Origin of the sequence: Streptomyces sp. RK62 (assembly GCF_018070255.1) — a bacterium.
Lineage (GTDB): Bacteria > Actinomycetota > Actinomycetes > Streptomycetales > Streptomycetaceae > Streptomyces > Streptomyces nigra.
Genome location: NZ_JAGPYD010000003.1, coordinates 183,564 through 209,697, shown reverse-complemented (window position 1 = coordinate 209,697; position 26,134 = coordinate 183,564). Strand labels below are relative to the sequence as shown.

27 protein-coding genes are annotated in these 26,134 nt (G+C 73.0%); 15 read left to right on the top strand and 12 right to left on the bottom strand.

Features of this window, described 5'->3' with window-relative positions; genetic code table 11:
• Window positions 1–63 precede the first annotated feature (63 nt).
• Both KBY32_RS07340 and KBY32_RS07335 read left to right on the top strand, forming a co-directional pair.
• Window positions 64–450, top strand: coding sequence for a VOC family protein (locus tag KBY32_RS07340; RefSeq protein ID WP_210979304.1), 387 nt, complete (start codon window positions 64–66; stop codon window positions 448–450).
• 48 nt (window positions 451–498) lie between these two features.
• A complete protein-coding gene (locus KBY32_RS07335) occupies window positions 499–1,563 on the top strand; it encodes an adenosine deaminase (protein WP_210979303.1) in 1,065 nt (354 codons plus the stop codon).
• Here the strand turns inward: KBY32_RS07335 and KBY32_RS07330 are convergent.
• Both KBY32_RS07330 and KBY32_RS07325 read right to left on the bottom strand, forming a co-directional pair.
• Window positions 1,551–2,060 (bottom strand): DUF664 domain-containing protein, encoded by a 510-nt coding sequence (locus tag KBY32_RS07330; protein WP_210979302.1) that lies wholly within the window; start codon window positions 2,058–2,060, stop codon window positions 1,551–1,553. The two genes, KBY32_RS07335 and KBY32_RS07330, sit on opposite strands and share 13 nt — an antisense overlap.
• 25 nt (window positions 2,061–2,085) lie before the next feature.
• Window positions 2,086–2,973, bottom strand: a complete 888-nt coding sequence (locus KBY32_RS07325; protein ID WP_210979301.1) for a LysR family transcriptional regulator — start codon at window positions 2,971–2,973, stop codon at window positions 2,086–2,088.
• A gap of 138 nt (window positions 2,974–3,111) precedes the next feature.
• Here KBY32_RS07325 and mgrA point away from each other — a divergent pair, with 138 nt between their 5' ends.
• On the top strand, window positions 3,112–4,104 hold the full coding sequence (gene mgrA / locus KBY32_RS07320; RefSeq protein ID WP_055619733.1) for an L-glyceraldehyde 3-phosphate reductase: 993 nt from the start codon (window positions 3,112–3,114) through the stop codon (window positions 4,102–4,104).
• 18 nt (window positions 4,105–4,122) lie between these two features.
• Here the strand turns inward: mgrA and KBY32_RS07315 are convergent, their stop codons facing one another.
• On the bottom strand, window positions 4,123–4,410 hold the full coding sequence (locus KBY32_RS07315) for a DUF1905 domain-containing protein (protein WP_115506518.1): 288 nt from the start codon (window positions 4,408–4,410) through the stop codon (window positions 4,123–4,125).
• Window positions 4,411–4,731: 321 nt separating this feature from the next.
• Between KBY32_RS07315 and KBY32_RS07310 the strand changes: the two genes are divergently transcribed.
• The 4 genes from KBY32_RS07310 (at window position 4,732) to KBY32_RS07295 (ending at window position 9,144) form a co-directional block, all read left to right on the top strand.
• Entirely contained in the window at window positions 4,732–5,142 is a 411-nt protein-coding gene (locus KBY32_RS07310; RefSeq protein ID WP_210979300.1) for a hypothetical protein, read from the top strand.
• A gap of 67 nt (window positions 5,143–5,209) precedes the next feature.
• Window positions 5,210–7,555 carry an FHA domain-containing protein gene (locus KBY32_RS07305; RefSeq protein WP_210979299.1) on the top strand — a complete coding sequence of 782 codons (2,346 nt, stop codon included), beginning with the start codon at window positions 5,210–5,212 and terminating at the stop codon, window positions 7,553–7,555.
• A 7-nt stretch (window positions 7,556–7,562) separates the two neighbouring features.
• Window positions 7,563–8,108: a hypothetical protein gene (locus KBY32_RS07300; protein WP_210979298.1), complete on the top strand. Its 546-nt coding sequence runs from the start codon at window positions 7,563–7,565 to the stop codon at window positions 8,106–8,108.
• Window positions 8,098–9,144: a serine/threonine-protein kinase gene (locus tag KBY32_RS07295; protein WP_210979297.1), complete on the top strand. Its 1,047-nt coding sequence runs from the start codon at window positions 8,098–8,100 to the stop codon at window positions 9,142–9,144. The genes KBY32_RS07300 and KBY32_RS07295 overlap by 11 nt, the downstream gene beginning before the upstream one ends.
• Before the next feature lie 18 nt (window positions 9,145–9,162).
• On the opposite strand, the gene KBY32_RS07290 is transcribed toward KBY32_RS07295, so the two are convergent.
• The gene (locus KBY32_RS07290; RefSeq protein ID WP_210979296.1) at window positions 9,163–10,458 is read right to left on the bottom strand and encodes a streptophobe family protein; all 1,296 of its coding nucleotides are present in this window, start codon (window positions 10,456–10,458) and stop codon (window positions 9,163–9,165) included.
• A 236-nt stretch (window positions 10,459–10,694) separates the two neighbouring features.
• Between KBY32_RS07290 and KBY32_RS07285 the strand changes: the two genes are divergently transcribed.
• From KBY32_RS07285 to KBY32_RS07275, 3 genes are all read left to right on the top strand, one after another.
• Entirely contained in the window at window positions 10,695–11,858 is a 1,164-nt protein-coding gene (locus KBY32_RS07285; RefSeq protein ID WP_210979295.1) for a DUF6777 domain-containing protein, read from the top strand.
• A gap of 98 nt (window positions 11,859–11,956) precedes the next feature.
• On the top strand, window positions 11,957–12,412 hold the full coding sequence (locus tag KBY32_RS07280) for an ATP-binding protein (protein WP_055619741.1): 456 nt from the start codon (window positions 11,957–11,959) through the stop codon (window positions 12,410–12,412).
• Between the two features lie 78 nt (window positions 12,413–12,490).
• Entirely contained in the window at window positions 12,491–12,973 is a 483-nt protein-coding gene (locus KBY32_RS07275; protein WP_308293668.1) for a helix-turn-helix transcriptional regulator, read from the top strand.
• Between the two features lie 15 nt (window positions 12,974–12,988).
• On the opposite strand, the gene KBY32_RS07270 is transcribed toward KBY32_RS07275, so the two are convergent.
• Together KBY32_RS07270 and KBY32_RS07265 are read right to left on the bottom strand one after the other, a co-directional pair.
• The gene (locus tag KBY32_RS07270) at window positions 12,989–13,591 is read right to left on the bottom strand and encodes a ClpP family protease (RefSeq protein WP_210979294.1); all 603 of its coding nucleotides are present in this window, start codon (window positions 13,589–13,591) and stop codon (window positions 12,989–12,991) included.
• A gap of 2 nt (window positions 13,592–13,593) precedes the next feature.
• A complete protein-coding gene (locus KBY32_RS07265) occupies window positions 13,594–14,232 on the bottom strand; it encodes an ATP-dependent Clp protease proteolytic subunit (RefSeq protein WP_108705493.1) in 639 nt (212 codons plus the stop codon).
• A gap of 193 nt (window positions 14,233–14,425) precedes the next feature.
• On the opposite strand from KBY32_RS07265, the gene KBY32_RS07260 reads away from it, so the two are divergent.
• Together KBY32_RS07260 and KBY32_RS35800 are read left to right on the top strand one after the other, a co-directional pair.
• Window positions 14,426–15,259, top strand: a complete 834-nt coding sequence (locus tag KBY32_RS07260) for a hypothetical protein (protein ID WP_210979293.1) — start codon at window positions 14,426–14,428, stop codon at window positions 15,257–15,259.
• 89 nt (window positions 15,260–15,348) lie between these two features.
• Window positions 15,349–16,092, top strand: coding sequence for a cellulose binding domain-containing protein (locus KBY32_RS35800; protein ID WP_210979292.1), 744 nt, complete (start codon window positions 15,349–15,351; stop codon window positions 16,090–16,092).
• Between the two features lie 3 nt (window positions 16,093–16,095).
• Here the strand turns inward: KBY32_RS35800 and KBY32_RS07250 are convergent, their stop codons facing one another.
• The 4 genes from KBY32_RS07250 to KBY32_RS07235 all read right to left on the bottom strand — a co-directional run bounded on the left by KBY32_RS07250 (window position 16,096) and on the right by KBY32_RS07235 (window position 20,235).
• Window positions 16,096–16,464, bottom strand: coding sequence for a hypothetical protein (locus KBY32_RS07250; RefSeq protein WP_055619747.1), 369 nt, complete (start codon window positions 16,462–16,464; stop codon window positions 16,096–16,098).
• A 381-nt stretch (window positions 16,465–16,845) separates the two neighbouring features.
• Complete coding sequence (locus KBY32_RS07245; RefSeq protein ID WP_055619748.1) at window positions 16,846–17,787, bottom strand: MurR/RpiR family transcriptional regulator; 942 nt, start codon at window positions 17,785–17,787, stop codon at window positions 16,846–16,848.
• Between the two features lie 55 nt (window positions 17,788–17,842).
• Window positions 17,843–19,510, bottom strand: coding sequence for a phospholipid carrier-dependent glycosyltransferase (locus KBY32_RS07240; protein WP_210979291.1), 1,668 nt, complete (start codon window positions 19,508–19,510; stop codon window positions 17,843–17,845).
• 77 nt (window positions 19,511–19,587) lie between these two features.
• Window positions 19,588–20,235: a nucleoside/nucleotide kinase family protein gene (locus KBY32_RS07235; protein WP_210979290.1), complete on the bottom strand. Its 648-nt coding sequence runs from the start codon at window positions 20,233–20,235 to the stop codon at window positions 19,588–19,590.
• A 216-nt stretch (window positions 20,236–20,451) separates the two neighbouring features.
• Between KBY32_RS07235 and KBY32_RS07230 the strand changes: the two genes are divergently transcribed.
• Both KBY32_RS07230 and KBY32_RS07225 read left to right on the top strand, forming a co-directional pair.
• The gene (locus KBY32_RS07230) at window positions 20,452–21,948 is read left to right on the top strand and encodes a hypothetical protein (RefSeq protein WP_210979289.1); all 1,497 of its coding nucleotides are present in this window, start codon (window positions 20,452–20,454) and stop codon (window positions 21,946–21,948) included.
• Entirely contained in the window at window positions 21,945–22,886 is a 942-nt protein-coding gene (locus KBY32_RS07225) for a lysylphosphatidylglycerol synthase domain-containing protein (RefSeq protein WP_210979288.1), read from the top strand. Before KBY32_RS07230 ends, KBY32_RS07225 begins: the two co-directional genes overlap by 4 nt.
• Window positions 22,887–22,898: 12 nt before the next feature.
• Here KBY32_RS07225 and KBY32_RS07220 read toward each other — a convergent pair whose 3' ends face one another.
• Together KBY32_RS07220 and KBY32_RS07215 are read right to left on the bottom strand one after the other, a co-directional pair.
• Complete coding sequence (locus tag KBY32_RS07220) at window positions 22,899–23,870, bottom strand: hypothetical protein (protein ID WP_210979287.1); 972 nt, start codon at window positions 23,868–23,870, stop codon at window positions 22,899–22,901.
• Window positions 23,871–23,881: 11 nt separating this feature from the next.
• A complete protein-coding gene (locus tag KBY32_RS07215; RefSeq protein ID WP_210979286.1) occupies window positions 23,882–25,354 on the bottom strand; it encodes an APC family permease in 1,473 nt (490 codons plus the stop codon).
• Between the two features lie 313 nt (window positions 25,355–25,667).
• Here KBY32_RS07215 and KBY32_RS07210 point away from each other — a divergent pair, with 313 nt between their 5' ends.
• Window positions 25,668–26,132, top strand: coding sequence for a DUF5709 domain-containing protein (locus KBY32_RS07210; RefSeq protein ID WP_055619754.1), 465 nt, complete (start codon window positions 25,668–25,670; stop codon window positions 26,130–26,132).
• Window positions 26,133–26,134 lie beyond the last annotated feature (2 nt).

Sequence of the window (26,134 nt, the reverse complement as noted above, 5' to 3'; positions counted from 1 at the left end):
ACTGGCGTCCTCCAAGTTTTACGTATAACCTCTCCCGCTAACCACCCGTCCCGGAAGGCCCCGATGCCGCACCTCGCCCTGGTCACCCTCGTCGTCGACGACTACGACGAGGCGATCCGCTTCTACACCGACGCCCTGGGTTTCCGGCTCGTCGAGGACGCCCCCCGGCCCGACGGCTCGCGCTGGGTCGTCGTGGCCCCGGACGGCCCCGGCACCGGACTGCTCCTGGCCCGTGCCAAGGGCGACGGGCAGCGGGCCCGCGTCGGCGACCAGACCGGCGGACGGGTCGGCTTCTTCCTGTACACCGACGACTTCGCCCGCGACCACGCCCGGATGCTCGCGGCGGGCGTCACCTTCCTGGAGGAGCCCCGGCACGAGCCGTACGGTTCCGTCGCCGTCTTCCAGGACCTGTACGGCAATCGCTGGGACCTGCTCCAGCCCGCCGGCTGACCCGCCCGCACCCCCGTCGCACCCCGCCCGACCCAGAGAGACCGCACCATGACCGCTACGCGCGTAGACGCCGCTGTGATCCGCTGCCTCCCCAAGGCCGTCCTGCACGACCACCTCGACGGCGGACTGCGCCCCGCCACCGTGGTGGAACTCGCGGCGGAGATCGGGCACACCCTGCCCACCACCGACCCGGACGAGCTCGCCGCCTGGTACTTCGAGGCCGCCAACTCGGGCGACCTGGTCCGCTACATAGCGACCTTCGAGCACACCCTCGCCGTGATGCAGACCCGCGAGGGCCTGCTGCGCACCGCCGAGGAGTACGTCCTCGACCTCGCCGCCGACGGTGTCGTCTACGGCGAGGTCCGCTACGCCCCCGAGCTGAACACCCGGGGCGAGCTGACCATGGCCGAGGTCGTGGAGACCGTCCAGGAGGGCCTGGCCGCCGGTATGGCGAAGGCCGCCGCGGCCGGCACCCCGGTGCGGGTGGGCACGCTGCTGTGCGGCATGCGGATGTTCGACCGGGTGCGCGAGGCCGCCGATCTGGCCGTCGCCTTCCGGGACTCCGGTGTCGTCGGCTTCGACATCGCCGGGGCCGAGGACGGCTTCCCGGCCGCCGACCACCTCGACGCTTTCCAGCATCTGCGCCGCGAGAGCGTGCCCTTCACCATCCACGCCGGTGAGGCGCACGGTCTGCCGAGCATCCACCAGGCCGTGCAGGTGTGCGGCGCCCAGCGCGTCGGCCACGGTGTGCGGATCACCGAGGACATCGTCGACGGCAAGCTCGGCCGGCTCGCCGGATGGGTGCGGGACCGCCGTATCGCGCTGGAGATGTGCCCCACGTCCAACCTCCAGACCGGCGCGGCCACCTCGATCGCCGAGCACCCGATCACCGCGCTCAAGGACCTCGGCTTCCGGGTCACCCTCAACACCGACAACCGGCTCGTCTCCGGTACGACGATGACCCGCGAGATGACGCTGCTGGTCGAGGAGGCCGGCTGGACGGTCGAGGACCTGCGCACGGTCACCGTGAACGCCGTCAAGAGCGCATTCATCCCGTTCGACGAGCGCAAGGCCCTCCTGGAGGACGTCGTGCTCCCGGGCTACGCGCTCTGAAGGAGCCCGCGGACGTAGGCGGCCTGTCCGACGTGCTGGAGATCGTCGGACAGGACGCTGACCAGCCGGACGCCCAGGGTGACCGGCGGGTCCCAGTGCTCGTCGACGACGCGCTCCAGATCCTTGGCCGCCACCGTCCGCAGCACGCCCAGGGACTGCTCGTGCACGGCGTCGTAGTAGCCGGTCAGCAGGTCGCCCGAGGACACCTGGACCTTGGCGACCTTCGCGGAGGTGTGCCCGTAGCCGGTGTCGTGGCGCGGCAGGTCGAGCCCGAAGGTGCGGTGCCAGTCCTGCGCCAGCCACACCTGTTCGAGCCCGAAGGCGTCGGCGATGTGATCGTCCTGGATCCGGGTGAGATGCCAGATCAGCCAGGCGATGGAATTGGCGTCGGGGGAGGGGCGGGCGCCGAGCCGGTCGGGGCCGAGGCCCTCGACGGCCGCGTGGACCTCTTCGCGGATACGGCCGTAGCCCTCGATGAGGATGTCCTTCGCATGCATGGGTCCACCATCGCGCATGTCCGCGTCAGGCGCCCTCGGTCTGGAGCAGTCCCATCAGCGCCCGCGCGGCCGGACTCGTGGCCTGCTCCGGCGGCAGCAGGGCGACCGTCTGGTACACGGTGTCGCCCGCGCCCTTCACCGGCAGGGCGGTCAGCGACGGGCGCTTGTGCCGGAAGTGACGCGGCACGACGGCGATCCCCAGGTTCTCGTCGACCAGGTCGAGCAGCCCGTGGACGTCGTTGACCTCCAGGGCGACCGTCCGGCGCACCCCGGCGGCCGCGAACACCGTGTCGGTGGCCCGGCGCGGACCCCAGTCCGGGTGGAAGTCGACGAACACCTCGCCGCCGAGGTCCTCGGGGGTGACGGGGGCGCCGGTCAGGGCGAGCGGATGGCTCGGATGGCACAGCACGGTCATGGGTTCGCTGGTCAGGGGGACGGTCCGCAACTGGTCGGTCTCCTCCTGGGCGGTCCGTACGGCGAAGGCGAGGTCGAGGCGCCCGGCCGCGACCTCCTCCGCGAGCGCGCCGGAGCCCGCCTGCCGCAGGCAGATCTCCACGTCCGGGTGCTCCCGCCGGAAGGCCGCGAGCAGCCCCGCCACATGCACACCGGCGATGCACTGCTCGGAGCCGAGCGCCAGCATCCCGCGCAGGACGCCCTGCACCGCGGCCACCGCCTCGTGCGCGGCCCGCACCTGGGCCAGGATGCGCTCGGCCTCGCACAGCAGGGCCCGCCCGGCCGGGGTGAGCGTCACCCGGCGGGTCGTCCGCACGAACAGCGGTGTCTGCAGCTCCCGCTCCAGGGCCCGGATGGAGGCCGACAAGCCGGACTGGGACACCATGAGGCGTTCGGCCGCGCGGGTGAAATGCTGGTCCTCGGCGACCGCCACGAAATGCTGGAGATGGCGCAGTTCCATGATTGAGCAGCCTAGCCGCTGAATCCCATCTGATTTACCTGTTGGACCACTGCCCGCAGGTCGCGACAGCATGGAGGCCGACCGGAACGGCGGCTCACACGAGCCGCCTCCCCGTGTGCCCACCCCTCTGGAGTCGCGTTGTACACCGCACACCCCGACCGCTACGCGGACATGCCCTACCGGCGCACCGGACGCAGCGGCCTCAAACTCCCCGCGCTGTCGCTCGGCCTCTGGCACAACTTCGGGCCCGACCGCCCCGCCGAGACCCAGCGCGCCATCCTGCGCCGCGCCTTCGACCTGGGTGTCACCCACTTCGACCTCGCCAACAACTACGGCCCGCCGCCCGGCGCCGCCGAGTCGGCGTTCGGTGACGCCCTGAAGGCGGACCTCGCCCCCTACCGGGACGAGCTGATCATCTCGACCAAGGCCGGCTATCTGATGTGGCCCGGCCCGTACGGCGAGTGGGGCTCGCGCAAGTACCTGCTGTCCTCGCTCGACCAGAGCCTGAGCCGGATGGGCCTGGACTACGTCGACATCTTCTACTCGCACCGCCCCGACCCGGAGACTCCGCTGGAGGAGACGATGGGCGCCCTGCACTCGGCGGTGCAGCAGGGCAAGGCGCTGTACGTCGGCGTCTCCAACTACTCGGCCGAGCAGACCCGGGAGGCGGCCCGCATCCTGGGTGAGCTGGGCACCCCGCTCCTCATCCACCAGCCGCGCTACTCGATGCTCGACCGGCGTCCCGAGGACGAGGGCGTGCTGGACGCGCTCGACGAGCTCCAGGTCGGCTCGATCGTCTACTCCCCGCTGGAGCAGGGTCTGCTGACCGGCCGCTACCTCGACGGCATCCCCGAGGATTCGCGGGCGGCGAGCGACAGCCCGTTCCTGAACTCGGACGCCGTCACCGAGGACCTCGTCGGCCGGCTGCGCGCGCTGAACGAGATCGCCGCGTCCCGTGGGCAGACGCTGGCACAGCTGGCCCTGGCCTGGGTGCTGCGCGGCGGCCGGGTGACGTCGGCGCTGGTCGGCGCGAGCAGCGCCCGACAGATCGAGGACAGTGTCGCCGCGACGCGCAACCTCGACTTCGACGCCGAGGAACTGGCCCGGATCGACGCGGTGATCAAGGGCTGACCCGCACGGGAGGGAGGCTCAGGCGCCGATCCGCTCGATGAGGCGGACGGTGACCGTGTCTCCCTCCTCCTTGCCGATGGCCTTGCGCACCTCGGCCTTGACGGGGAGCTTGTGGGTGCCGTCCCCGAGCGCCATGAACGAACTGCGGAACGGGTGCCCGTCTACGGTCCCGCGGACCTTGACCAGTCCACGGGTGCCGAAGAACGCGGCGGACCGCGGCCAGACCACATAGGTCCAGCCCCCTTCGGCGGGGCTCTTGCGCAGGACGGCGGTGAACTCGGCGTCCAGATCTGTGTGCGTGCTCATGACGTCCTCCGGGGCGTGGCGGTCTCCTCGACCGGGGGCGGTACTCCCGCCTTCGCAGGGACAGACCGTCGCGCCCCGCAGAACTCATCGCCCGGGCCCCCGCCGGGGGGTGACCAGGTCTCCGTCTCGTTTCGGCCAGAAGCCGCCGTGAATATGCCAGGAGACTGGCCGGAAAGTCATGGTGACAGTGTTTCAGTAGTGAACATACTCGACAACGAGGGTGCTTCACATGGGGCGACGGCACGCTCACACACCGCTCACGGGCCGCACGGGAAAGCGAGGTCCGCCGACAGGCGGCCACGGCACCACGGGGGAGGCTACGTGCACGACGAGTTCCTTTGCCAGGTGACCGCGTACGGCGTCTGCGACGGACGGCGGATCGGCGTACCGCTCGGGACCTACCGGGCCCCCACCCTCGCCCTGGCCCTGTGGTGGCTGCGCGACCGGGCGTCCTGGATGGCCGAGCGATTAGACCCGCGGCCGGAGTCCGAGCACATCCCTCCCGGTGCGCTCGTCCCGGTCGCCGACACCGTCCCCGACGTCCCCGCCGTACTGCGGTCCTGGTGCGGTGACCCGGACCAGCAGGAGCTGATCGCCGACGAGTTGGCGGCGGGCAGGCTCGTGCGGATCGCCGTGAGCGACGACACCACCGAGTACGAACTGCTCGCCGAGTCCGTGGACGCCCTCCGCATGCAGCGCACCGTTCCCGCCCTGATCGTGCCCGTCGGCTGACCGCGCGCCGGCGTCCCCGGCCCACGACGACCAGGCGCATACCGGGATAGATCGATAGAATCCAGGCATGGCGGAGCGTTCGATCGCACCGACTGCGCCCGTACTGGTCCTGGAGACCGAGGCGGGCTCCACCGTGATGACCCCGGGCCGCGACTACCACGTGGGACGCGACCCGCTCAGCGACATCGTCATCGACGACGCCCGGGTCTCCTGGCACCACGCCGTGCTGCGCCCCGAGGACGGCCACTGGACCCTCGACGACGAGAACAGCACCAACGGCACCTACACCGAAGGGCACCGGGTCGACCACCGGGACGTCGGCCCCGGCACCGTCATCCGCTTCGGCAACCCGGCCGACGGACCCCGGGCCGTCCTGCTCGACCGCCCCGCCCCGGCCGCCACGCCCGAGCGCCCCTCGGCCGTGTCCATGCCCAGCCGCACCGGCACCTTCCGGCAGCCGACCAACGTCCGGCCGCTGCCCACCCGGACCATCCGCGTCGGCCGCGCCGCCGACAACGACCTCGTCGTCGACGACCTGATCGTCTCCCGCCACCACGCCGAGCTGCGCGCCCTGCCCGACGGGACCTACGAGATCACCGACCTGGGCAGCCACAACGGCACCTATCTGAACGGCACTCCGGTCACCACCGCCCCCATCGCCGAGGGCGACATCGTCGGCATCGGCCACTCCGCGTTCTGCCTGGTCGGCGACCAGCTCCAGGAGTACGTCGACACCGGTGAGGTGTCCCTGGAGGTGCAGGACCTCGCCGTCGCCGTCGACCACGGCCGCAAGACCCTGCTCGACCACGTCTCCTTCCCGGTGGGGGAGAAGTGCCTGCTCGCCGTCGTCGGCCCGAGCGGCGCCGGCAAGTCCACCCTTCTCAACGCCCTCACCGGGCAGCGCCCCGCCGACCACGGCACCGTCCTCTACGACGGCCGCGACCTCTACCACGACTATGCCGAGCTGCGGCAGCGCATCGGCCTCGTCCCGCAGGACGACATCCTGCACGGCCAGCTCACCGTCCGCAGCGCCCTGTCGTACGCCGCCGAACTCCGCTTCCCGCAGGACACCGCGAAGGCCGAGCGCCGGGCCCGGGTCGACGAGGTCATCCACGAACTCGGCCTGGAGCAGCGCGCCGGGCAGCCCGTGCACAGCCTCTCCGGCGGCCAGCGCAAACGCGTCAGCGTCGCCCTGGAACTGCTGACCAAGCCGTCGCTGCTCTTCCTCGACGAGCCGACCTCCGGACTCGACCCCGGCATGGACCGATCCGTGATGCACATGCTGCGCGGCCTCGCCGACGACGGCCGCACCGTCATCGTCGTCACCCACAGCGTCCTCAGCCTCGACGTCTGCGACCGGCTCCTCGTCCTCGCCCCCGGCGGACGCATCGCCTACTACGGACCGCCCGACGAGGCCCTGGCCTACTTCGGCTTCGACCACTGGCCGGAGGCCTTCGAGGCGTTCGAACGCGACCGGGAGCGGGACTGGGCCGGCGACTACCGCGTCTCCCCCCAGCACCGCCGGTACATCGCCGACGCCACCGGGCAGCCCCGGCAGGACCGCGCCGACCCCGTCGTCATCACCCCGCCGCCCAGACCCCGCAGCCGCGGCGCCCAGCTGCGCACCCTGATCCGCCGCTACGCCGCCGCGCTCAGCGCCGACCGCACCTTCCTCATCATCATGATCGCCCTGCCGTTCGTGATGGGGGTCATGGCCCGCGCCCTCGCCGGCAGCAGACTGACCCAGGAGACGGCGATGAACGCGCTGCTCATCCTGTGCGTCGGCGGCGTCCTGACCGGTGCGGCGAACGCCGTGCGCGAACTCGTCAAGGAACGCGTCATCTACCAGCGGGAACGGGCCGTCGGCCTGTCCAGATCGGCGTACCTGATGTCCAAGGTGGTGGTCCTCGGGACGATCACCGTGCTCCAGGCCGTCGTCCTGACCCTGGTCGCCCTGCTCGGCGTCGACCTGGGCGCCCCGCGCGGCGAAGGCGTGCTGCTGCCGCCCCTCGTGGAGATCATCATCGCCGTCGCCCTGCTCGCGTTCACCGCGATGATGCTCGGACTCGTCGTCTCCGCCCTGGTGCGCAAGGAAGAGGTGACGATGCCGCTGCTGGTGCTGCTCGCCATCGTCCAGGTCGTCTTCTGCGGCGCGCTGCTCCAACTGCACGGCGTGCCCGGTCTGGAGCAGCTGTCCTGGCTGGTGCCCTCGCGCTGGGCGCTCGGCGCCATGGCCGGCACCGTCGAACTGTCCCGGATCGTGCCGGGCGACCTCACCGGCGACCCGCTGTTCGAACACTCGGCGGCGATCTGGCTCTTCAACATCGGCATGCTGGTCGTGCTCTCGCTGATCTTCGGCTTCCTCGTCTCCCGGCTGCTGCGCCGGCGCGAACCCGTCGTGATGCGGAAGTAGGCGCCCGATGGCAACACCCGGCTTCCGGCCCACCCACGTCGTCCCCCAGCACGGCCTGTCCGCCTGGGAGACCCCGGACCCCGAACGGCCCACCGTGGCCCTCGACGCGCTGCTCCCTGTCCAGCTCGTCGAGCGCCGCGGCGACTGGGGGCATGTGCTGTGCGCCAACGGCTGGTCCGCCTGGGTCGACGCCCGCTGCCTGGTCGCCGTGCCGCAGGACCCGCCGACCGCCGGCACCGGCCCGCTCGCCCGCACCGCCGATCCGCGCCCCCTGCTCGCCCGTGTCGAACGGGCGCTCGCCGGCTACCGCGCCGCCGTCGAGGAACTGGCCGCCGGCGGCCTGGACCGCGAGGGCTTCCACGCCCGCACCCACGGCGTCCGGGTCGGCATCGTGGTCGACGGCGAGTCCGTGTGGCTGTACGACACCGAGCACGAGCGGTGGGTGTACGCGGACGGCGCCAGGATGAGCACGTACGCCCCGGACGACACGCCCCACGCGCGGGCCGAGCCCGGGCACGCCCCGACCCAGGTCGTGACGCCCGATGGCCCGTGAGACCAGCCTGTTCTCGGGACGGCCCTCCGAGCTGATCGGACGGCAGGTCGCGGGCTACCGCATCGAGCGCGAGATCGGCCGCGGCGGGATGGCCGTGGTCTACCGGGCCCGGGACCTGCGCCTGGAGCGCACGGTCGCGCTGAAGCTGCTGGCCCCCGAACTCGCCCGCAACGACACCTTCCGGCGCCGCTTCACGCATGAGTCCCGCGCGGCCGCCGCGATCGACCACCCGCACATCGTGCCGGTCTTCGAGGCGGGCGAGACGGACGGCGTGCTGTACATCGCCATGCGGTACGTCGCCGGCAGCGACCTGCGCCACCTGCTGGACCAGCAGGGACCGTTGCCGCCCCCGACGGCCCTGCGGATCGCCGCCCAGGTGGCGTCCGCCCTCGACGCGGCCCACGAGAACGGCCTCGTCCACCGGGACGTCAAACCCGGCAACATCCTCGTGGCGCGCGGCACCGACAGCGACCACCCCGAGCACGCCTACCTCACCGACTTCGGGCTGACGAAGAAGTCGCTGTCCCTCACCGGCTTCACGACCGTGGGCCAGTTCGTCGGCACCCTCGACTACGTCGCCCCCGAGCAGATCTCCGGCAAGCCGGTCGACGCGCGCTGCGACGTCTACGGGTTCGCCGGCGTGGTCTACGAGTGCCTGGCCATGCGACCGCCCTTCCAGCGCGACGACGACATGGCCCTGCTGTGGGCACACCAGTACGACGAGCCGCCCCCGCTGACCGAGGCACGCCCCGACCTCGACCCGGCCGTGGACGCCGTGTTCGCCTCGGCGCTGGCCAAGAGCCCCGACGACCGCCAGGACTCCTGCCTCGCCTTCGTCGCCGAACTGCGCGCGGCGGTGGCCGGCGGCAGCCGGGCGGCCCACCCGCCGACCCAGGTCGACGTGGACGTCGCCCAGCTACGCGAGACCCCGGCGCCGCAGCACCACCCCGGCCCCCGGGACGCCACCGGCGCCGGCCGCCCGATGGCCCCGCCACCGGAACCCCCGGCGTGGGCACACCCGGTGTACCGCCGCTGAGCCGTTCCGCCGACGTCCTCAGGGCCCGGCCGCGCCGTCCGGCTGCGGCACCTCACCGCGATGCCGCAGCCGGACGGCCAGCAACCCGCCGAGGAAGCCCATGACCAGCCCCCACAGCAGGGCCAGGCCCAGCGCGGTCCAGATCTGAGGTCTCAGGAACAGTTCGCCGGACAGGCCGCCGCCCAGGTCGCCGATGCCGAGAATGGAGAGGCCGTAGCGTGCGGAGATCCGGCCGACCAGGCAGATCATCAGCACCGTGAGCGCCAGCGCGACCGCCATGTGCACCGCGTGCTGCCAGGGCCGCACCCGGGCGGGTGAACGCCGGGCCATCACGACCGCGGCGGCCAGCAGCAGCACCGCGTCGACGACGAGGAGCCACCACACCCGGCCGTCCTGCTCCGCGAGCGTACGCAGGTTGACCTCCGACACGTCCTGACCCCGCAGCACCTCGTCGAGGACATGCGGCATGGGCAGCCCGAACGGCCCCTCCACCCTGCCGTTCCAGGTCGCGCCGAGCCCGATGGTCAGCGCAAGCCACACCAGGTTCGGCAGCCCGAGCAGCAGCACCGCGAACGTCTCCGGCACATGGCCCCGTGTCGCGGCCACCACCAGACCGATGACGAAGCCCAGGGCGACGTACGCGAGGAGCAGCACCACCATGGCGTACGCGGCCGGGCGCACCGACTCCTGGAAGCGCAGCAGCCCGGCCGGCAGCGGGGCGCCGCGCGCGACCAGCAGCGCCAGCGCCAGCACCCCCAGCAGCCACAGCGTGCCGAAGACGACGGTCAGCCCCACATCCGTCGTGAAGCCGACCTTCGGTTCGATGCCGAACAGGTCCCCCAGATCGCCGAGCGCGTCCTCGCCGAGGTCGCTCAGCGAGAGAGTGAAGGTCTGGCGCGCCCCGAACGACAGCGCCAGCAGCGCGAGCACCCACAGGACGGCGATCCGGCCCGCCCAGCCCGCCAGTTCCGCCGCGCCCGCGACCGCCCGATGCCGCAACGGCCGCAGGAACCCGGCCGCCAGCACCAGCGCACCGGTGACCGTCACGGACAGCGGGATCACCGTCAGCTCGGCGTCCGACTCGGCCAGACCTCCGGCGCTGCCGGTGAGTTCGACGGTGCCGCCGACCGCCGTCACGACGGTCGCGGCGACGACCCGGGGGAAGGCGCCGTCCGGCAGATCCGCCGCCCCGGCCGCCCACAGTCCCAGGGCGGCGAGCACCCCCATCGCGACGGCCGTGGCCAGTACCACGAGGAGGGCCTGCACCCAGCCGTGGGCGGCGACGACCGGACGGGAGGGACTCTGCGTGCTCACCCTGCCCACGCTAAGCAGCACCCCGGTGCCGCGCCCGCCGGGAGAGCCGTCCGCGTCGGCTTGCGAGCCCCGCCGCGCCGGAGCACAGAATGGGAAGGAAGGACCGCTGAACGAACGAAGCACAGCGAAATGTAGGAACTGCGACAAGAGCGGCACTGCGTGCTCCGTCGTCGCGGGACCGCGCGCGCGATGCGCCGCCGGTGTCCCGCGGGAGCCCGCGTCGGGAAGAAGGCCTCGTGAGCGTCGACCCTCCGTCGTCCGGCCGCCCCACAGGACCGCCTTCGGGCCCCCTGTCGGGTCCCTCCGAGCCACCCTCGGGACCGCCCTCCCAGCCCCCGTCCGGAGGCGGCGGCGGTGGCGGCGGCGGTACGCCGGGCGGCCCCGGCCCCCAGCCGTGGTGGCGGTCCGTGCCCCGGATCGCGGTCATCACCGCCGTCGTCGTGGCCGCCGTCGTCGTCGCCGTGGTGCTCTCCCGGGGCGGCGGCGGCTCGAGCGACACCGCCGCCGCCGACGGCGAGGTCTTCCTCCAGGCCGCCGACAAGGAGGGCCCCGACCCCTTCACCGAGTCGACGGCGAAGGACAGCACCACCGAGCGCGCCACCCCGTCCGCGGCCACCGAGTCGGCACCGTCGAACGCCGTGCGCGGTGTCGACGGCGGTGCCGCCGGCCTCTACGGCGGCACCCGTGACGTGGCCAGCTGCGACGTCGAGAAGCAGATCCGCTTCTTCCGGGACGACCCCGACAAGAACAAGGCGTTCGCCTCCGTCGCCCATGTCGAACCGTCCCGTGTGCCCGACTATCTGCGCTCCCTGACGCCCGTGCAGCTGCGCCTGGACACCCGCGTCACCAACCACGGCTACAAGGACGGTGTCGCCACCAGCTACCAGGCCGTCCTCCAGGCCGGCACCGCCGTCCTCGTCGACGACAAGGGCGTGCCCCGGGCGCGGTGCGCCTGCGGCAACCCGCTGACCCCGCCGGTCCCGCAGAAGGGCACGGTCCGCCACACCGGCGACTCCTGGCCCGGCTTCCGCTCCTCCGAGGTCGTCATGGTGATGCCCGCGAAGGAACCCGTCGACGAGTTCGTCATCTTCGACGACGAGCACGACGAGTGGATCGCCCGCAAGCCCGGCGACGACGTGGACAAGGACAAGAAGACCGAGCGCCCGGCGAAGCCCTCCCCGTCGGTGAGCGTGTCCCCGTCGACCTCACCGCGCACGGAGACGCCGAAGACTCCCGGCACCTCCACACCGGGGACGTCGACACCGGAGACCGAGACGTCCGAGCCGACGACCACCGAGCCCGAGCCGGAGACGACCACCTCGCAGCCGCCCCCGGACGGCGGTACGACCACCACGGGCTCCGCCTCCACGGGCCCGGAGACGGCGTCCTCGTCGCTGTGACGTAAAGCGCGTCACGGACAGGGACTGCACGGCGCCGTACTGGGTACGAGGACTGGTGCAGTAGCGTCCGGCGGTGCCGGCTTCCGAGAGAGAAACGCATGATCGACCACGTGGACGGGGCAGTGATTCCGACAGGTTTCGACGTGCCCGTGGAACCGCTGAGGCGGGCGGCGCACTTCAGCGGGGATCCGGGCTGCATCGCCGAGGCCCGGACCTTCGCGGCGCGGTTCCTCGACCGGCTCAGGACCGAGTGGTGCGCCACGATCGGGCAGCCCGCCGAGGAGAAGGTGCTCCTCGTGGTCAGCGAGCTGGTCACCAACGCCGACCGGCACAGCAACGGCCCGTACATCCTGGACCTCGAAGGCACCGACGACTCGGTGTCCGTCTGCGTGTACGACAGCAGCTCCGCGCTGCCCCGCCGCTTCCCCAAGGACCCCGAGCGCATCGGCCGGCACGGACTGGAGATCGTCCACGCGCTGGCCGCCGAGGTCGTCGTCGAGCGTGTCCCGGTCGGCAAGCGCGTCCGGGCCGTGATGCGCCTCGGCGCCGAGTGACGGCCCCAGCGCCCGCATTTCGTCCAGGGCGGAACGCCGGCGCCTTCCCCTGACGCGCCCGGCTCCTAGGCTGGGAAGGTGAGCGAACAAGCGCCGAACGAAGCCCGCGTCATCCCCCTGCGCCGAGCGGCCGCCCGTCCGGCCGCCGTACGCCCCGGGACGGCCCGCCCCGCGTCCGAACGCCCCACGAGCGCCCGGCCGTCCACCGCGCCCGGCACCCCCGCCTCCCCGCCTCCGGCGGCCGCGCCCAGAGAACCCCTGTGGCGCGACCTCGTCGGTGACGTCCTGCGCCGTGAACGCCTCGCCCAGGAGCGCACCCTCAAGGACGTGGCCGACGCGGCCCGGATCTCCATGCCCTACCTCTCCGAGGTCGAGCGCGGCCGCAAGGAGGCCTCCTCCGAGGTCCTCGCGGCCGCCGCCCACGCCCTGGGCCTCGGCCTGGGCGACCTGCTGGCCCGGGTCCACGGCGAGCTGACCCGGGTCACCTCCCGCCATGTGCCCGGATCCGGCCGCGGCAGGACGACGGGTTCGTCGTACGACGGGCTGTGCCTGGCCGCGTGACCCGGGGCCGGCGCCTCAGATCCGCACGAGGCGCCGGCTCACCACCTCGTCGGCCAGCCCGTACGCGACGGCCTCCGGCGCGGTGAACACCTTGTCGCGGTCCATGTCCGCGCGCAGCGTCGCGATGTCGTGGTGGGTGTGGCGCGCCAGCACCTCCTCGACCTGCGAGCGGATGCGGACCATCTCCTGGGCCTGGAGCGCCAGGTCGGACACCACGCCCCGGCTGCCACCGGTCGCGGGCTGGCCCAGCAGGACCCGGGCGTGCTCCAGCACGAACCGCCGGCCCGGGTCGCCCCCGGCCAGCAGCACGGCCGCCGTCGACGCGGCCTGCCCCACACAGAACGTGGAGATCGGCGCCTGGACGTACGTCATGGTGTCGTAGATCGCCATGAGCGAGGTGTACGAGCCGCCGGGGGAGTTGATGTAGAGCGAGATCTCGCTCTCCGGTGCCGACGACTCCAGGTGCAGGAGCTGGGCGATGACGACGTTGGCGACGCCGTCGTCGATCTCGGTGCCGAGGAAGATGATCCGCTCCGACAGCAGCCGGCTGAACACATCCGAGGAGCGCTCGCCGTTCGCGGTGCGTTCCGTGACGTACGGAATCGTGTAGTTCGCCATGGTCACAGTCCCATCCGTCGCCGGGAGGCGGCCGGGCGGACGTCCGCGAGGGACTCCAGGACCCGGTCCACCATGCCGTACTCCTTGGCCTGCTCGGCCGTGAACCAGCGGTCGCGGTCGCCGTCCCGGGAGATCGTCTCCGGGGTCTGGCCCGTGTGCTCCGCGGTGATCCGCTCGATGGTCCGCTTCGTGAACTCCAGGTTCTCGGCCTGGATCTCGATGTCCGCGGTGGTGCCGCCGATGCCCGCGGACGGCTGGTGCATCATGATGCGCGCGTTCGGCAGCGCGTACCGCTTGCCGGCCGTGCCGACGCTCAGCAGGAACTGGCCCATGCTGGCCGCGAAGCCCATGGCGAGCGTCGCGACGTCGTTCGGGATCAGCCGCATCGTGTCGTAGATGGCCAGGCCCGCGTGGACCGAGCCGCCCGGGCTGTTGATGTAGAGGCTGATGTCGGTGCGCGGGTCCTCCGCCGACAGCAGGAGCAGCTGGGCGCAGACCCGATTGGCGGATGCCTCGGTGACCTCGGTGCCCAGCAACACGATCCGCTGGCCGAGCAGTTGGGAGGCGAGCTGGTCGTCGAACCGGGTCGGCGGGGTCTCGCCCTCCTCGGCGCGGGGCGCGAACGTGACGGATGGGGTCATCGGTCCTCCTCGGATGGTGGGTTGCCGTGGTCCCCACTGTCGGCCGCGCCGGGCGCCGGGTGCGGCTTTCTCTGCCCGCGGCAGATCGGCCGAGAGCAGAGCGCCCCCGGGCCCGGGCCGCGCCGTCCGACATTTGTTCGGCCTGTTCGGCTCCGCTTACGATCGGCTGCCACCGCAGCCCCAGGAGCCCCGTATGCCGGCCGAACGTCCCCGCATCCTGTACGTCAGCGACCTCGCGTACCCGGCCCGCGGGCGCCGCTACTGCGACGAGGACATCCACCTCACCTCCCGGCTGCGCGAGCACTTCGACCTGGCGCTGTGCCACCCCCGCGACGCGGCCGCGCTGATGGACGCCTTCGACGCGGTCGTCGTCCGCAACAGCGGGCCCGTCCTCGGCTATCTGGATGTGTACGACGACTTCCGGCGCCGCGCGCTCGCCGCCGGGACGCGCGTCTACAACCCGCTCACCGGCAAGGCCGACATGGCGGGCAAGCAGTACCTGCTCGACCTGACCGCCGCCGGATTCCCGGTCGTCCCGACCGTGGACCGGGCCGAGGACCTGCCCCTGCTGCCCGACGCCGGGCGGTATGTGGTCAAGCCCAGGCTGGGCGCCGACTCCATCGGGCTGCGGATCGTCTCCCGCGAGGAGGCGGCGGAGGCCGCCGACGGCACCGTCCTCGTCCAGCCCCATGTCGACTTCGCCTACGAGGTGTCCTTCTACTTCGTCGACGACGCCTTCCAGTACGCCCTGTACGCCCCGCACACCGACCGGCGCTGGCAGCTCGAACCGTACGAACCGACCGCCGCCGACCTGGAGTTCGCCCGGCGCTTCATCGACTGGAACACCATCCGGCACGGCATCCAGCGCGTCGACGCCTGCCGCGCCCCGGACGGCTCCCTGCTGCTGGTGGAGCTGGAGGACCTCAACCCGTATCTGTCGCTGGACGCCGTGGACGACACCCGGAGGGACGCCTTCGTCGCCGCCATGAAGACGTCCCTGCGCCGCTTCGTCAGCGGTTCCGCCTGAGCGGGGGCCTGAACCGGCGGCGCGGCACCGCCGTATCTCTTCCCGGGGATTGGTGAAGCCCGTACGAGACGGGACGGAAGGAGAGCGGTGTGTCCACCCAGCCCGACCCCGCGGAGTCCGGTGACGGACCGGCCCTGGAACCGATCCACGTCCTGCGCCCACGCCGTACCGACGCGCTCGCGGAGCTGTTCCGCGAGTTCGAGGAGGACACCGGCGCCGGATACGAGACGGTGGCCCTGCCCCGGCCGGCGCCCGGCGCGGAGGACGCGACCCAGGAGCTGCCCGCCGTCCCGTACGGCGGCGGCCCCTCACCCGCTCCGCACGGTGTGGGTTTCCGCCGTACCGCGCTCGCGGTCACCGTGACGGCCGCGGCGGTCCTCGGCTTCGGCGGGGCCCTGCTGCTGGTGGAACGCGACGACGACGGCGGCACCGGGGCGGCCCGGGAGCCCTCCGTGTCCGCGCGGCCCTCCGCCCCCGCGTCCGCCGCCCCGGGAGGGGACGCGCCCGGCGCCGGCGCGGGCTGCACGGCGTCCTTCCGGACCGTCTCCAGCTGGCAGGGCGGCTACCAGGGGGAGGTGACGGTCACCGGGGCCCCTGCCTCGGCCGTCGAGGCCTGGACGGCGACGGTCGTACCGGCCGACGGTGCCCGGCTGACCCAGGTCTGGGACGGCACGCTGTCCACCGCGGCCGACGGCTCGGCGACCGTGGCCAACGCGGACTGGAACGGCAGTCTCGCCCCGGGCGCGAGCGTCACCTTCGGCTTCCTCGCGGCGACTGCGTCGGACACCTCGCCGTCGGCGGAGGTCACCTGCGCGGCACGCGGCGCGTCCTGACCGTCAGCGCCCGCGCTCGACCAGCGCCTGCGACACCGCGCGCACACTGCGCGCGATGTGCTGCAGCTGCATGACCTCGGCCGCGTACATCTTGATCGTGTGCTCGATGACCGACTCGGGGAGCCCGAGCGCCGGGAGATCGGCCCGCGCGGTCTGCAGCGCGGTCCGCGCGACCCGGATCTCGTGCTGCACCTGGATCTGCGCGTGCCGGGCCAGCAGGACGGGGTGACGGATCAGCGCGGGGTAGCTGGCGTAGCGGGCCGGCACGAGGTCGCGCAGCCACTTGGCCGCGGAGCGTTCCCAGTCGTAGGAGCCGGGGGTCTTGACCTGGCACGGCCAGTCCGGGCTGATACGCGTCGTCGTCAGGGGCATGATGATCGCTTCCGGGTGTGCGGCGTCGTCCGGGGTGTCCGACGGGTTTTCGGCGCGGCCCCGGCCTAGGGGATGACCGGGGCCGCCGCCACCGGGCAGCCGCGCACGCGGTGCCCGACCGAACAGCCCGTGCGCCGACGCGGGTAGGAGACGGCGGCCCGGACTGCTCGTTGTGGAGCCCGATACGACAGCCGGCATGCGCACGACGGATGGGAGAACGTGCGCATGAGCGGACCGGCTGCTTTCTGTCGGGCGGGTGATGCGTGTGCAGTATTTATATATGCCGTCCGGTTTGCAAGGCGTATGAAAACATTCATGCGTGATTTGAAGTGAAAGCTGCCCTTGTGCCGTGCTTCGGCAGGTGGGGTGGGAGCGGTCCCGTCAGTCCCGCAGGAAGAACTGGTGCTGGTCGGAGATCTGCTCGTACTCCTCGAGGCGCCCCTGGGTGCGCTCCGGGTCGGCGTCGGTCATCGCCTGGAGCAGCGCGGCCGCCATCACTCCGGGGGCCGCGTACGAGTCGAAGACCAGGCGGGAGCCGGTGCCGGTGGCGAAGACGACGTCGGCGGCGTCGGCGAGCGGGCCGAGCGCGAGATCGGTGACGAGGGCGATCTTCAGCCCCGCGCTGCGCGCCACCTGCACGGCCGTGAGCGTCTCCTGGGCGTGCCGGGGCATCGAGAACGCCAGCACCCAGGTGCCCCCGGCCTCGCGCGACTGGAGCAGGGCGTCGTAGGCGACGCTGCCACCCCGGGTGACCAGGCGTACGTCGGGGTGGATACGGCGGGCCGCGTAGGCGAAGTACTCCGCGAGGGAGGCCGAGATGCGCAGCCCGAGGATGGTCAGCGGAGTGGACTGCGACAGCTTGCGGCCGGCGTCGATGACCTTGTCGGGGTCGACGAAGTCCCGGCGCAGGTTCTCCAGGTTCTCGATCTCGGCGTCCACGGCGGACTGCAGCTCATTGGCGCCGTTCTCCTCCGAGGGGCCGCCCGCGAACGTCCCCAGGGCGATCGACTGCAGCTTCTCCCGCAGCGCCGGATAGCCGCTGAAGCCCACCGCCGCCGCGAACCGCGTCACCGAGGGCTGGCTGACCCCGACCCGCTCCGCGAGATCGGTGATCGACAGGAACGCCGCCTCCGTGAGGTGCTCGATCAGGTACTGGGCGATGCGGCGCTGCCCCGGCGACAGCCTGGGCTGGTCGAACAGGGTCCTGAGCTGGGAAGTCGGGGAAGCCTCCGCTTCCGGAGCGGTCTTTCCCGAGGTGATCGCGGACGCCTGCGCGCGCGCCTGCTGGGGCGAGGGCGAAGGCGCGCCTCCTTTGTCTTCCACAGTGCTTCAACATAGCCCACACACCGTGGTGACCAGGGATCGAACGGGCGCCCGCTCACCGCCGGTACAGGGTGATCGAATGCCCGATGGTATCGACGGGGCGACTGCCGGCGATCAGCCGGGCCAGCCGTCCGGTCGCCTTGGCCGCCGCGGAGTCCGACACGACGAGCAGCCCGCGCACCTCGTCCGGGGGCACCTGGCGCGGATCGCGGGCCCGGATGCCGTAGTACGACGGCACCCCGCTGCCCTTGTAGACGAGCCAGACCCGCTCGCCCGGATACCGCTCGCGCAGCCGGTCGGCCAGCCGGCCCAGGTCCTGGCCCCAGTCCACGTTCGAGTCGTGCAGCCGCAGCCGAGTCCGCTCCGGACCGCCGAACGCCTCGTTGGAGTACGGGAGATAGTAGGGGAACGTCCGCAGCGAACTGACCGCGACGAAGGCGACCAGCGCCACCACCCCGGCCGTGATCCACCGCCGTCGCACGACGAGCGAGCACCCCGCCGCCACCGCCAGGAACATCGGCAGGAACAGGGCGTACCGCGTACCGAAGTTGCGCGCCCCGAGCATCGCCGCGGCCAGCAGCACGGCGGAGGGCGCCAGCAGATACGGCGCTACCGGCCGCAGCCGCCGTACCGCCAGCACCGCCACCACACCCGCCGCCCACAGCGCGAGCATGCCGAGCGGCGTCTTCACGAGGAGCGCGGCGGGCAGGTAGTACCAGAGCGCCCCCGTGTAGAGACGGCCGAACAGGAAGCCCTGCCAGGGGTGGTTCTCGAAGGCGAACTGCACGCGCATACCGTCCCGGTAGGACTCCGGGAACGGCAGCAGGTCCACCGCCAGTCCGCGCAGCCCGTGCACGACCGGCACCGGCTGCTCCGGGTTCCAGCGCAGCCGTGGATCGACCACCAGATACGACAGCCAGACGGCGGCGACCGCGACCAGCGCCACGACTCCGGCGCCCGCGACCGCCCGGCCCAGCGCGCGGCGCCGGGACGTCGAAGGCGCCCGCGCTGACCACACCGACAGCGCGGTGAGCGCGAGCAGGACGGGCACGGCCGGGAGCGTGCTCATCTTCGTCGCCAGGGCCGCCCCGAGCGCCACCCCGGCCAGGGGGACGTACCGGCGCGGCCGCTCGCGTGCCCGCCATGCCAGCCACGCCGACGTCAGCACGAACCCGGCCGCCGGCACATCGAGCGTGGCGAGGGAACCGTGCGCGATCAGATCGGGGGAGAAGGCGTACAGCGCGAGAGCCGCCAACCCCGCGCCCGTGCCCGTCAGTTCACGGGCGAAGGCGAACACGACCCAGCCGAAGGCCAGCGTCAGGGCGATCACGGGGAGCCGCGCGAACAGCATGACCCGCCACGGGTCGTTGCCCGTCTCGTACAGCAGACGCCGCCCCAACTCGCCCTGACCGCCGGTGAATCCGGGGTCCACCCGGGGGTCGGCGAGCGCCACCCCCACCGCGATGACGAGCTTGCCGAGCGGCGGATGCTCGGGGTTGTGGACCACCTGGCGCTCGTGCAGATACTCGGCGGCCGTCCCCACGTACACGGGCTCGTCGATCGTCGGTGTCTGCTGCACGGCGGTCGTCACCATGGCCACGGCCATCTGCCCGAGCAACAGCACCACCAGCAGGGGCGTCAGCCACCGTCGTGCGGCGGGACTTGCCCGGGGGACGTCCGGGGCCGCCTCCGGGGACGCGACCGGGTTCTGTTCGAGCGCCATCGACCGCTCCGGGGTGCCACCGGGTCCGTGCCCAGGGGTACGGTCCACGGCGGCCCGGGGTTCACGCCGTGCCGGTGTCACGCGGGGAGCGCGGTCGCGGGGACCACCAGGTCGGCCCGGTCCCGGGTCGCCGTGACCAGTTCGGCGTTGCGCTGGTCCGAGCGCATCACCCAGGCCACCGCCTCCTCGTGCGTCTTGCCGAACCGCTCATGACGGGCGATCAGCCGCCGCAGCCGCTCCTCCTCGTCCAGTTCGCAGAACCACACCTCGTCCAGCTGCGCCCGCACCCGCGCCCAGGCGCCCGAGTCCAGCAGGAGGTAGTTCCCCTCGGTGACCACCAGCCGGGCCGTCGGTTCCACCGGCACCGCGCCGGCGATCGGCTGCTCCAGCTCCCGTTCGAACCCGGGCGCGTAGACGACGTCGTCGCCGGGTTCCTCGCGCAGCCGGCGCAGCAGTGCCGCGTACCCGGCCGCGTCGAAGGTGTCCGGGGCACCCTTGCGGTCGCGGCGGCCGAGCCGCTCCAGCTCGGCGTCGGCGAGATGGAAGCCGTCCATGGGCACATGCGCGACCCATGGGTCGCCCGTGCCGTTCAGCTCCCGCACCAGGGTCTCGGCCAGGGTCGTCTTGCCCGCGCCAGGGCTGCCGGCGATGCCCAGGAGGGCGCGGCCGCCGCCGTCGGCCAGGGATCGGGCGCGGTCCAGGAGTTCGGTGAAGGTCGGTGCCACACAGCAGAGTCTGGCATCCGGGTGACGGCGGGCCACCCCGGCGGGGGCCGCTGACCGGGGCGAACACGCGGGCCGTGCGGCACCTGGCCGAACCCGCCCCCCATCTGCATCCGGATCGAGTTAGTTTATCGGTGTTTATGATCTTTTCGGCTCCCCGTGCCTCTCGCCGGGCCGCGGAGCCCGGAGGACCCGCGACGCGGGGGTGAGGGGTGATCGATGGCGCACGGCACCAAGCCCATGCTCGTCAGCACGGGACGGCGCGACGAACCGACCGGGACCGGAGCGCCCCGGCGCCTGCGCGGCGACCTGCTGCTCGCGGCCGTGGCCGGCGCCTTCACCGTCGCGCAACTCCTCCTCGTGGGACCCGCGATGGGCCTCGGCTGGGACGAGATCGTCTACGTCAGCCAGGTCTCCGCCGACCGGCCCGCCGCCTTCTTCAGCGCCCCCCGCTCGCGCGGCGTCTCCCTGCTGGTGTGGCCCGTCGCCTCCTGGTCGTCGTCCACGATCCTGCTGCGCGTCTATCTCGCCGTCCTGTCCGGGCTCGGCCTCTACATCGCGCTGCGCGTGTGGCGCGGGCTGTTCCCGGCCCGGGTGCTGGCCGGCGCCGGAGCCTTCCTCGTCACCCTGTGGATCACCCTGTTCTACGGCCCCCAGGCCATGCCCAACCTCTGGGTCGCGTTCGGCGCCCTGATCTGCGTCGGCTGCTTCCTGCGGGCCCGCGCCGACCGCTTCGACACCGCCGCCCTGTGGGGGATCGTCGGAGGCGCCGCGCTGATGGCCTGGATGCGGCCCACGGACGCCGTGTGGGTGACGCTTCCCCTTCTCGTCCTGGTGCTCGTCCGCCGGCTGTGGCGGCTCGGCGGCGCGCTCGCCGGGGGCCTGGCCGCCGGGGGCGTCGAATGGATCGTCGAGGCGTTCCTCGCCTTCGGCGGGCTGCGCGAACGGCTCAACGAGGCCTCCCGCATCCAAGGCGACCTGGGCTGGAACATCGCCGTCGACGACCAGATGCGCAGCCTCATGGGATACGCCCTGTGCCGGCCCTGCAACGGCGAACTCCCCGACCCCGGCATCTACCTCTGGTGGCTGACGCTCCCGCTGCTCGCCGGATACGGCCTCTTCGTCGCCGTCCGCTCCGGACGCACCCGGCGCACCCTGCTCCCGCTGGCCTGCGCCACCACGGCCGCCGTCCCCTACCTCTTCCTCATCGGCTACGCGGCCCCCCGCTTCCTGCTCCCCGCCTACGCCCTCCTCGCCATCCCCGTCGCCGACGCCCTGTTCCATCTGGCCGTCGGCAGGGACGGGCGGCGGCGCCCGGTGGCCATCGCCCTGATCGCGCTGGCGCTCGCCGGTCATCTGAGTGTGCAGTTCTCCGTCCTGACCGCCACCGTGGACCGCACCACCCGCGCCCGGATCGACTGGGCCCGCTCGGCCTCCGAACTCCACCGGCTCGGCGTCCGCCCGCCCTGCCTGCTCACCGGACGGGACTCGATCCCCATCGCGTTCTACACCGGGTGCGCCTCCGGCGCGGTCCTCGGCCACAACGCCGACACCACCGAGGCCGCGATCCTCGACACCGCCCGCCGCGACCCCGTCGCCGCCCTCGCCCCACGCCACGGCGCGGGCCCCGCCTACGCCCGCACCTGGGAACTGCACCGTCTGCCCCGCCTGGACGTCCGCGTCGCCCCGCTCCCGGGCGCGGGCGGACCTGGATGACGCCGGACCCGGCCCTCACCCCCGTCCGGCGCGCCCGCGCCTACGCGCACACCGCCCTCACCCTCGCCGTCCTCCTAGCCGTGCTCTGGCTGGCCCGGCGCCACTGGCCGGTGCTGCACACCGGCGCCGTCCGGCTCACCGCCGCCGACCGGGGCTGGCTGCTGGCCGCCGCCGCGGCCACCCTGGCGACCTGGCCGTGCGCGGCGCTCGCCCAGCAGGGCGCCGTACTGCGGCGGCTGCCGCCCACGGCCCTGGTGGCCGCGCAGTTCGCCGCGTCCGCCGCCGGCCATGTGCTGCCCGCCGGACTCGGCTCCGGCGCGGTGAACCTGCGCTACCTCGTCCGGGCCGGCCTGCCGCTCACCCGCGCCGCCACCGCGCTCGCCGTCAAGGGCACCGCCGGGGTGGTCGTCCGGGCGGCCCTGATCGCCGCACTCGTCCTCGCCCTCCCGGGCGTGCTGCGGTTGCCGCGCGCGGGCGGGGGAGTACCGGCCGCTCTGTGCGTCGCGGCGCTCGGCGTCCTGCTGCTGAGCGACACCGTACGGTCCCGGGGCCGCGCCGTCCTGGCCGCGCTGCGCGGCCACTGCGTCGCCGTGCACGCCCGGCCGGCCCGGGCGGCGGCCCTGTGGGGCGGCTCGCTGGCCTATGTCCTGCTGCACTGCGCCGCGTTGAGCGCCGTGGCCCACGCGGTCGGGCTGACGCTCGGCCCGGCCCGGCTGGCCCTGCTGTACCTCGCGGCGAGCGGGGCGGCCGCGCTGCTGCCGACGCCCGGCGGCCTCGGCTCCCTGGACGCCGTGCTCGCCTACGCCCTCACGACCGCCGGGACACCGGCGGCCACGGCCGCCTCCGCGGTCCTCGGCTACCGGCTGCTGACGGTGTGGCTGCCGCTCCTGCCGGGCCTGCTGGTCCTCGCCCTGCTGGTCCGGCGCCGCACGCTGTGAGCGGCGGGCAGCTCACCCCGGCACCTCGATCTCGCGCCGCCACCGTGTGAACTGCTTGACGGGGTCGCCGGTGTACGCCCACGGGGTGCGGGTCGCCCGCCCGCCCAGCATCCGCAGCAGCGGCCCGGCGACCTCGCGGACCCCCGCCTGACAGGCCGCGTGCGCCAGGTGGTTGAGGTCCCGCACCTCGGCCGGCGTCACCGCGCCCGAGCCCCGCCCTCCGATCCAGCGCTCCCAGGTCCGCCGCACGTCCCCGACGGCACCCGGACCGGTCCAGTGTGTGCCGAGCCCCATGGACGCGTGCTGGCCCCCGCTGGCGTCCAGGGCGTAGCGGTACTCCTCGACCCGGGCGTACTGGACCAGCACCGGCAGCGGGCAGCCCGGCGGCGACACCCCGGCCGCGTCCCGGGCGAAGTCGTACATCAGGCCGTGCGAGCCGTGCCAGCGCGACGAGTAGTAGTGCAGCACCTGCAGGTGGCCCTCCACGCTGTACGGATCGCGCCGGTGCAACTCGTCCCACCAGCGCCCCAGTTCCTGCCGCCGCACCCCCGACGGATACAGCCGTGCCACCGAGATGAGCGACACCCACGGCGTCGGATCCTCCGGATACGCCTCGGTGGCCCGCAGGCAGGCCAGCACCGCCGCGTCGACCCGCCGCTGGTCCACGTTGACGCCCCGGCCCGCGGCCACGGCGAGGCTGAACGCCCGGGTCGTCTCGGTCGCCGCCCGCAGCACGAGCGGGTCGGCGCCGAGCGGCTCGGCGGCCAGCCAGGACTCCGCCGTCGAGTTCGCCGCGCACGCCTGCGCGAGCGACCGCACCCGGTGCCCGCGCGACGGCCAGTCGGGGCCGGTGGCCCGCAGCAGCTCCCGCAGGCCCTGCCAGCGCCCGATGACGATGTCCTGGCGGGCACGGGTGAGGGCGGCGTCGCCGCAGTCGGGGTCGAAGTCGGGGATGAGGTCGCGCCGGGAACCGCCTCGCGCCATCTGGGCCTCCGTCAGAAGTCGGTGGGAGAGCCCTCGTGGACGAGGGAGCCTGAGCCGCTCCGGGCGGCCGGGACGTAGTCCGCCTCGACGGTCCGGGTGGCGTCCAGTGCGGACGGCCGGTAGTAGTCGCTGCCCTGCCGCCAGTACCAGAGCATGGGGATCGCGCCGGCGGCCAGGCCCCCGATGCCGATGCCGATCGCGCAGCCGCTCAGCTCGCCCAGCGACTCGACGAGCATCGCGAACATGAACAGCGACCCGAACAGCGGCCACACGCCGCCCAGCAGGAAGTCCGGCACCGACCTCAGCAGCAGCCTGCGGTAGGCGACGACGGCCGCGAGCCCCGTCAGCCCGTAGTAGAAGGCGATCTGCAGCCCCATCGCGGCGATCGCCTCGGAGAGGATGTCGCCGACCGTGCCGAGGAGGTTGGACGCGACGAACATCGCCGGCGCCACCACCCCGACGACCGCGATCGCCACCCACGGAGTGTTCCAGCGCGGATGCACCCGGCCGAGCGCCGACGGCATCGTCCGGTCCCGGCCCATCGCGAACAGGGAGCGCGTCACCTGGATCAGTGTCGTCTGCAGGGTGGCGACGGTGGACAGCATCACCGCCGCGATCAGCACCTTGCCGCCCCAGCCCGGCCACACCTCCTCGCCGAGCGCGGCCAGCACGTTCGCGTCGTTCTCCCGGATCTGCCGGGACGACAGGATGACGTTGACCGCGATGGTGAAGACCTCGAACAGCAGGAAGACGATGCCGACCCCGATCAGGCCCGCGAGGCCCGTCGTACGGCGGCTGTCCCGGGTCTCCTCGCTGAGGTTGCTCGCGACGTCCCAGCCCCAGTAGTAGAACGCGGCGATCAGCACCCCGGAGGCGAACCCGGCGACCCCGTCGAAGTGCCCGAAGCCCAGCCACGACCAGTCGAAGGCGCGGGCCCCGTCGGCGTGGAACAGGGCGAGCACCGCGAACAGCGCCAGGATGGACAGCTCGGCCCCGGTGAGCACCAGTTGGGCCCGTACGCTGAGCCGGGCCCCGCCCAGCACCACCAGCAGCATGACCAGGAACCAACCCGCGCCGACCAGCGTGGACAGCGCGGTGTCCCGGGCGAGCCCCTCGTCGAAGAGGGCCAGCGTCATCGCCCCGGCGGGCAGTGAGCCGGCCACCATGAAGATGGTCGCCGAGACGACCAGCGCCCAGCCGCAGAGAAAGCCGAGGAACGGGTGCAGGGTACGGGCGACCCAGCAGTAGCCGGCCCCGGCGTGCACGGCGATCCGGCTGAGCCGGCTGAAGGCGACGGCGATGCCGAGCATGGGTATCGCGCAGTACAGCAGCGCGGCGGGACTGGCCAGACCGACCGTGCCGACCAGGACCGCGGTGGTCGCGGCGATCGAGTAGGCCGGGGCGCTGCCCGCGACCGCCATCACCACGGTGTCGAAGGTGCCGAGGGCGTTGGCCTGGAGCCCTCGGCCCCTGGGGTTGCTCATGGCTGCGCCGCTTTCAATCGTGCACGGCGCACGGGACCCCGGCCCCGGCGCCGTAAGAAGTGGGGGGTGTGGGACAACGCCACGAACCTCCAAGGGATGACCTCGGGTCGGGGGCGGCCGACATGGGGGTGGCGACACTGTACGCCGTTGCGTCGCCGGGTCGTCACGCGGTGTGCGCAGTGATGATAGCGACCCGGCCGGGACCTGATCGGGGCGTCGGGGATCTTCGTGGGTTGGAGACGGCGCTTCGGGAAACGCGGTTCAGGACACGCGCGGGCACGACAGCCGCCGCGCCTGAGTGAGGGAGGCAGGCATGGGCACCGAGCCGATGGCCGACGACGCGTACCAGCCCACGGGCAGCAACGAGGAGCAGGAGGACGCGGCGCCGCTCGACATGCAGGACGCCCTGGACGAGCGGACGTACGACGACACGCTCGACGAGGGCTACTCGCCACCGGAGAAGCCGCTCGGCGTGGACAAGTACGGCACCACCGCGGCCGAGCAGCACGAGGGCGAGAGCCTCGACCAGCGGCTCGCGGAGGAGGTCCCGGACGTCGGCGCGCCCGTCGGCGACGACGTGGGCGATCTGCCCGGCGGCGAGGGCGAACCCGTCGACCCGGAGGCGGGCGACGCGCGCGCCGGCCGGCTGGTGGCCCCGGACGAGGGGGCGCACGAGGACGCCGTCAAGGAGGAGATCGCCGACGACGTGGGCATCGACGCCGGGGCGGCCGGCGCCGAGGAGGCCGCGATGCACGTCGTCGACGACGAGGACCTGTGACG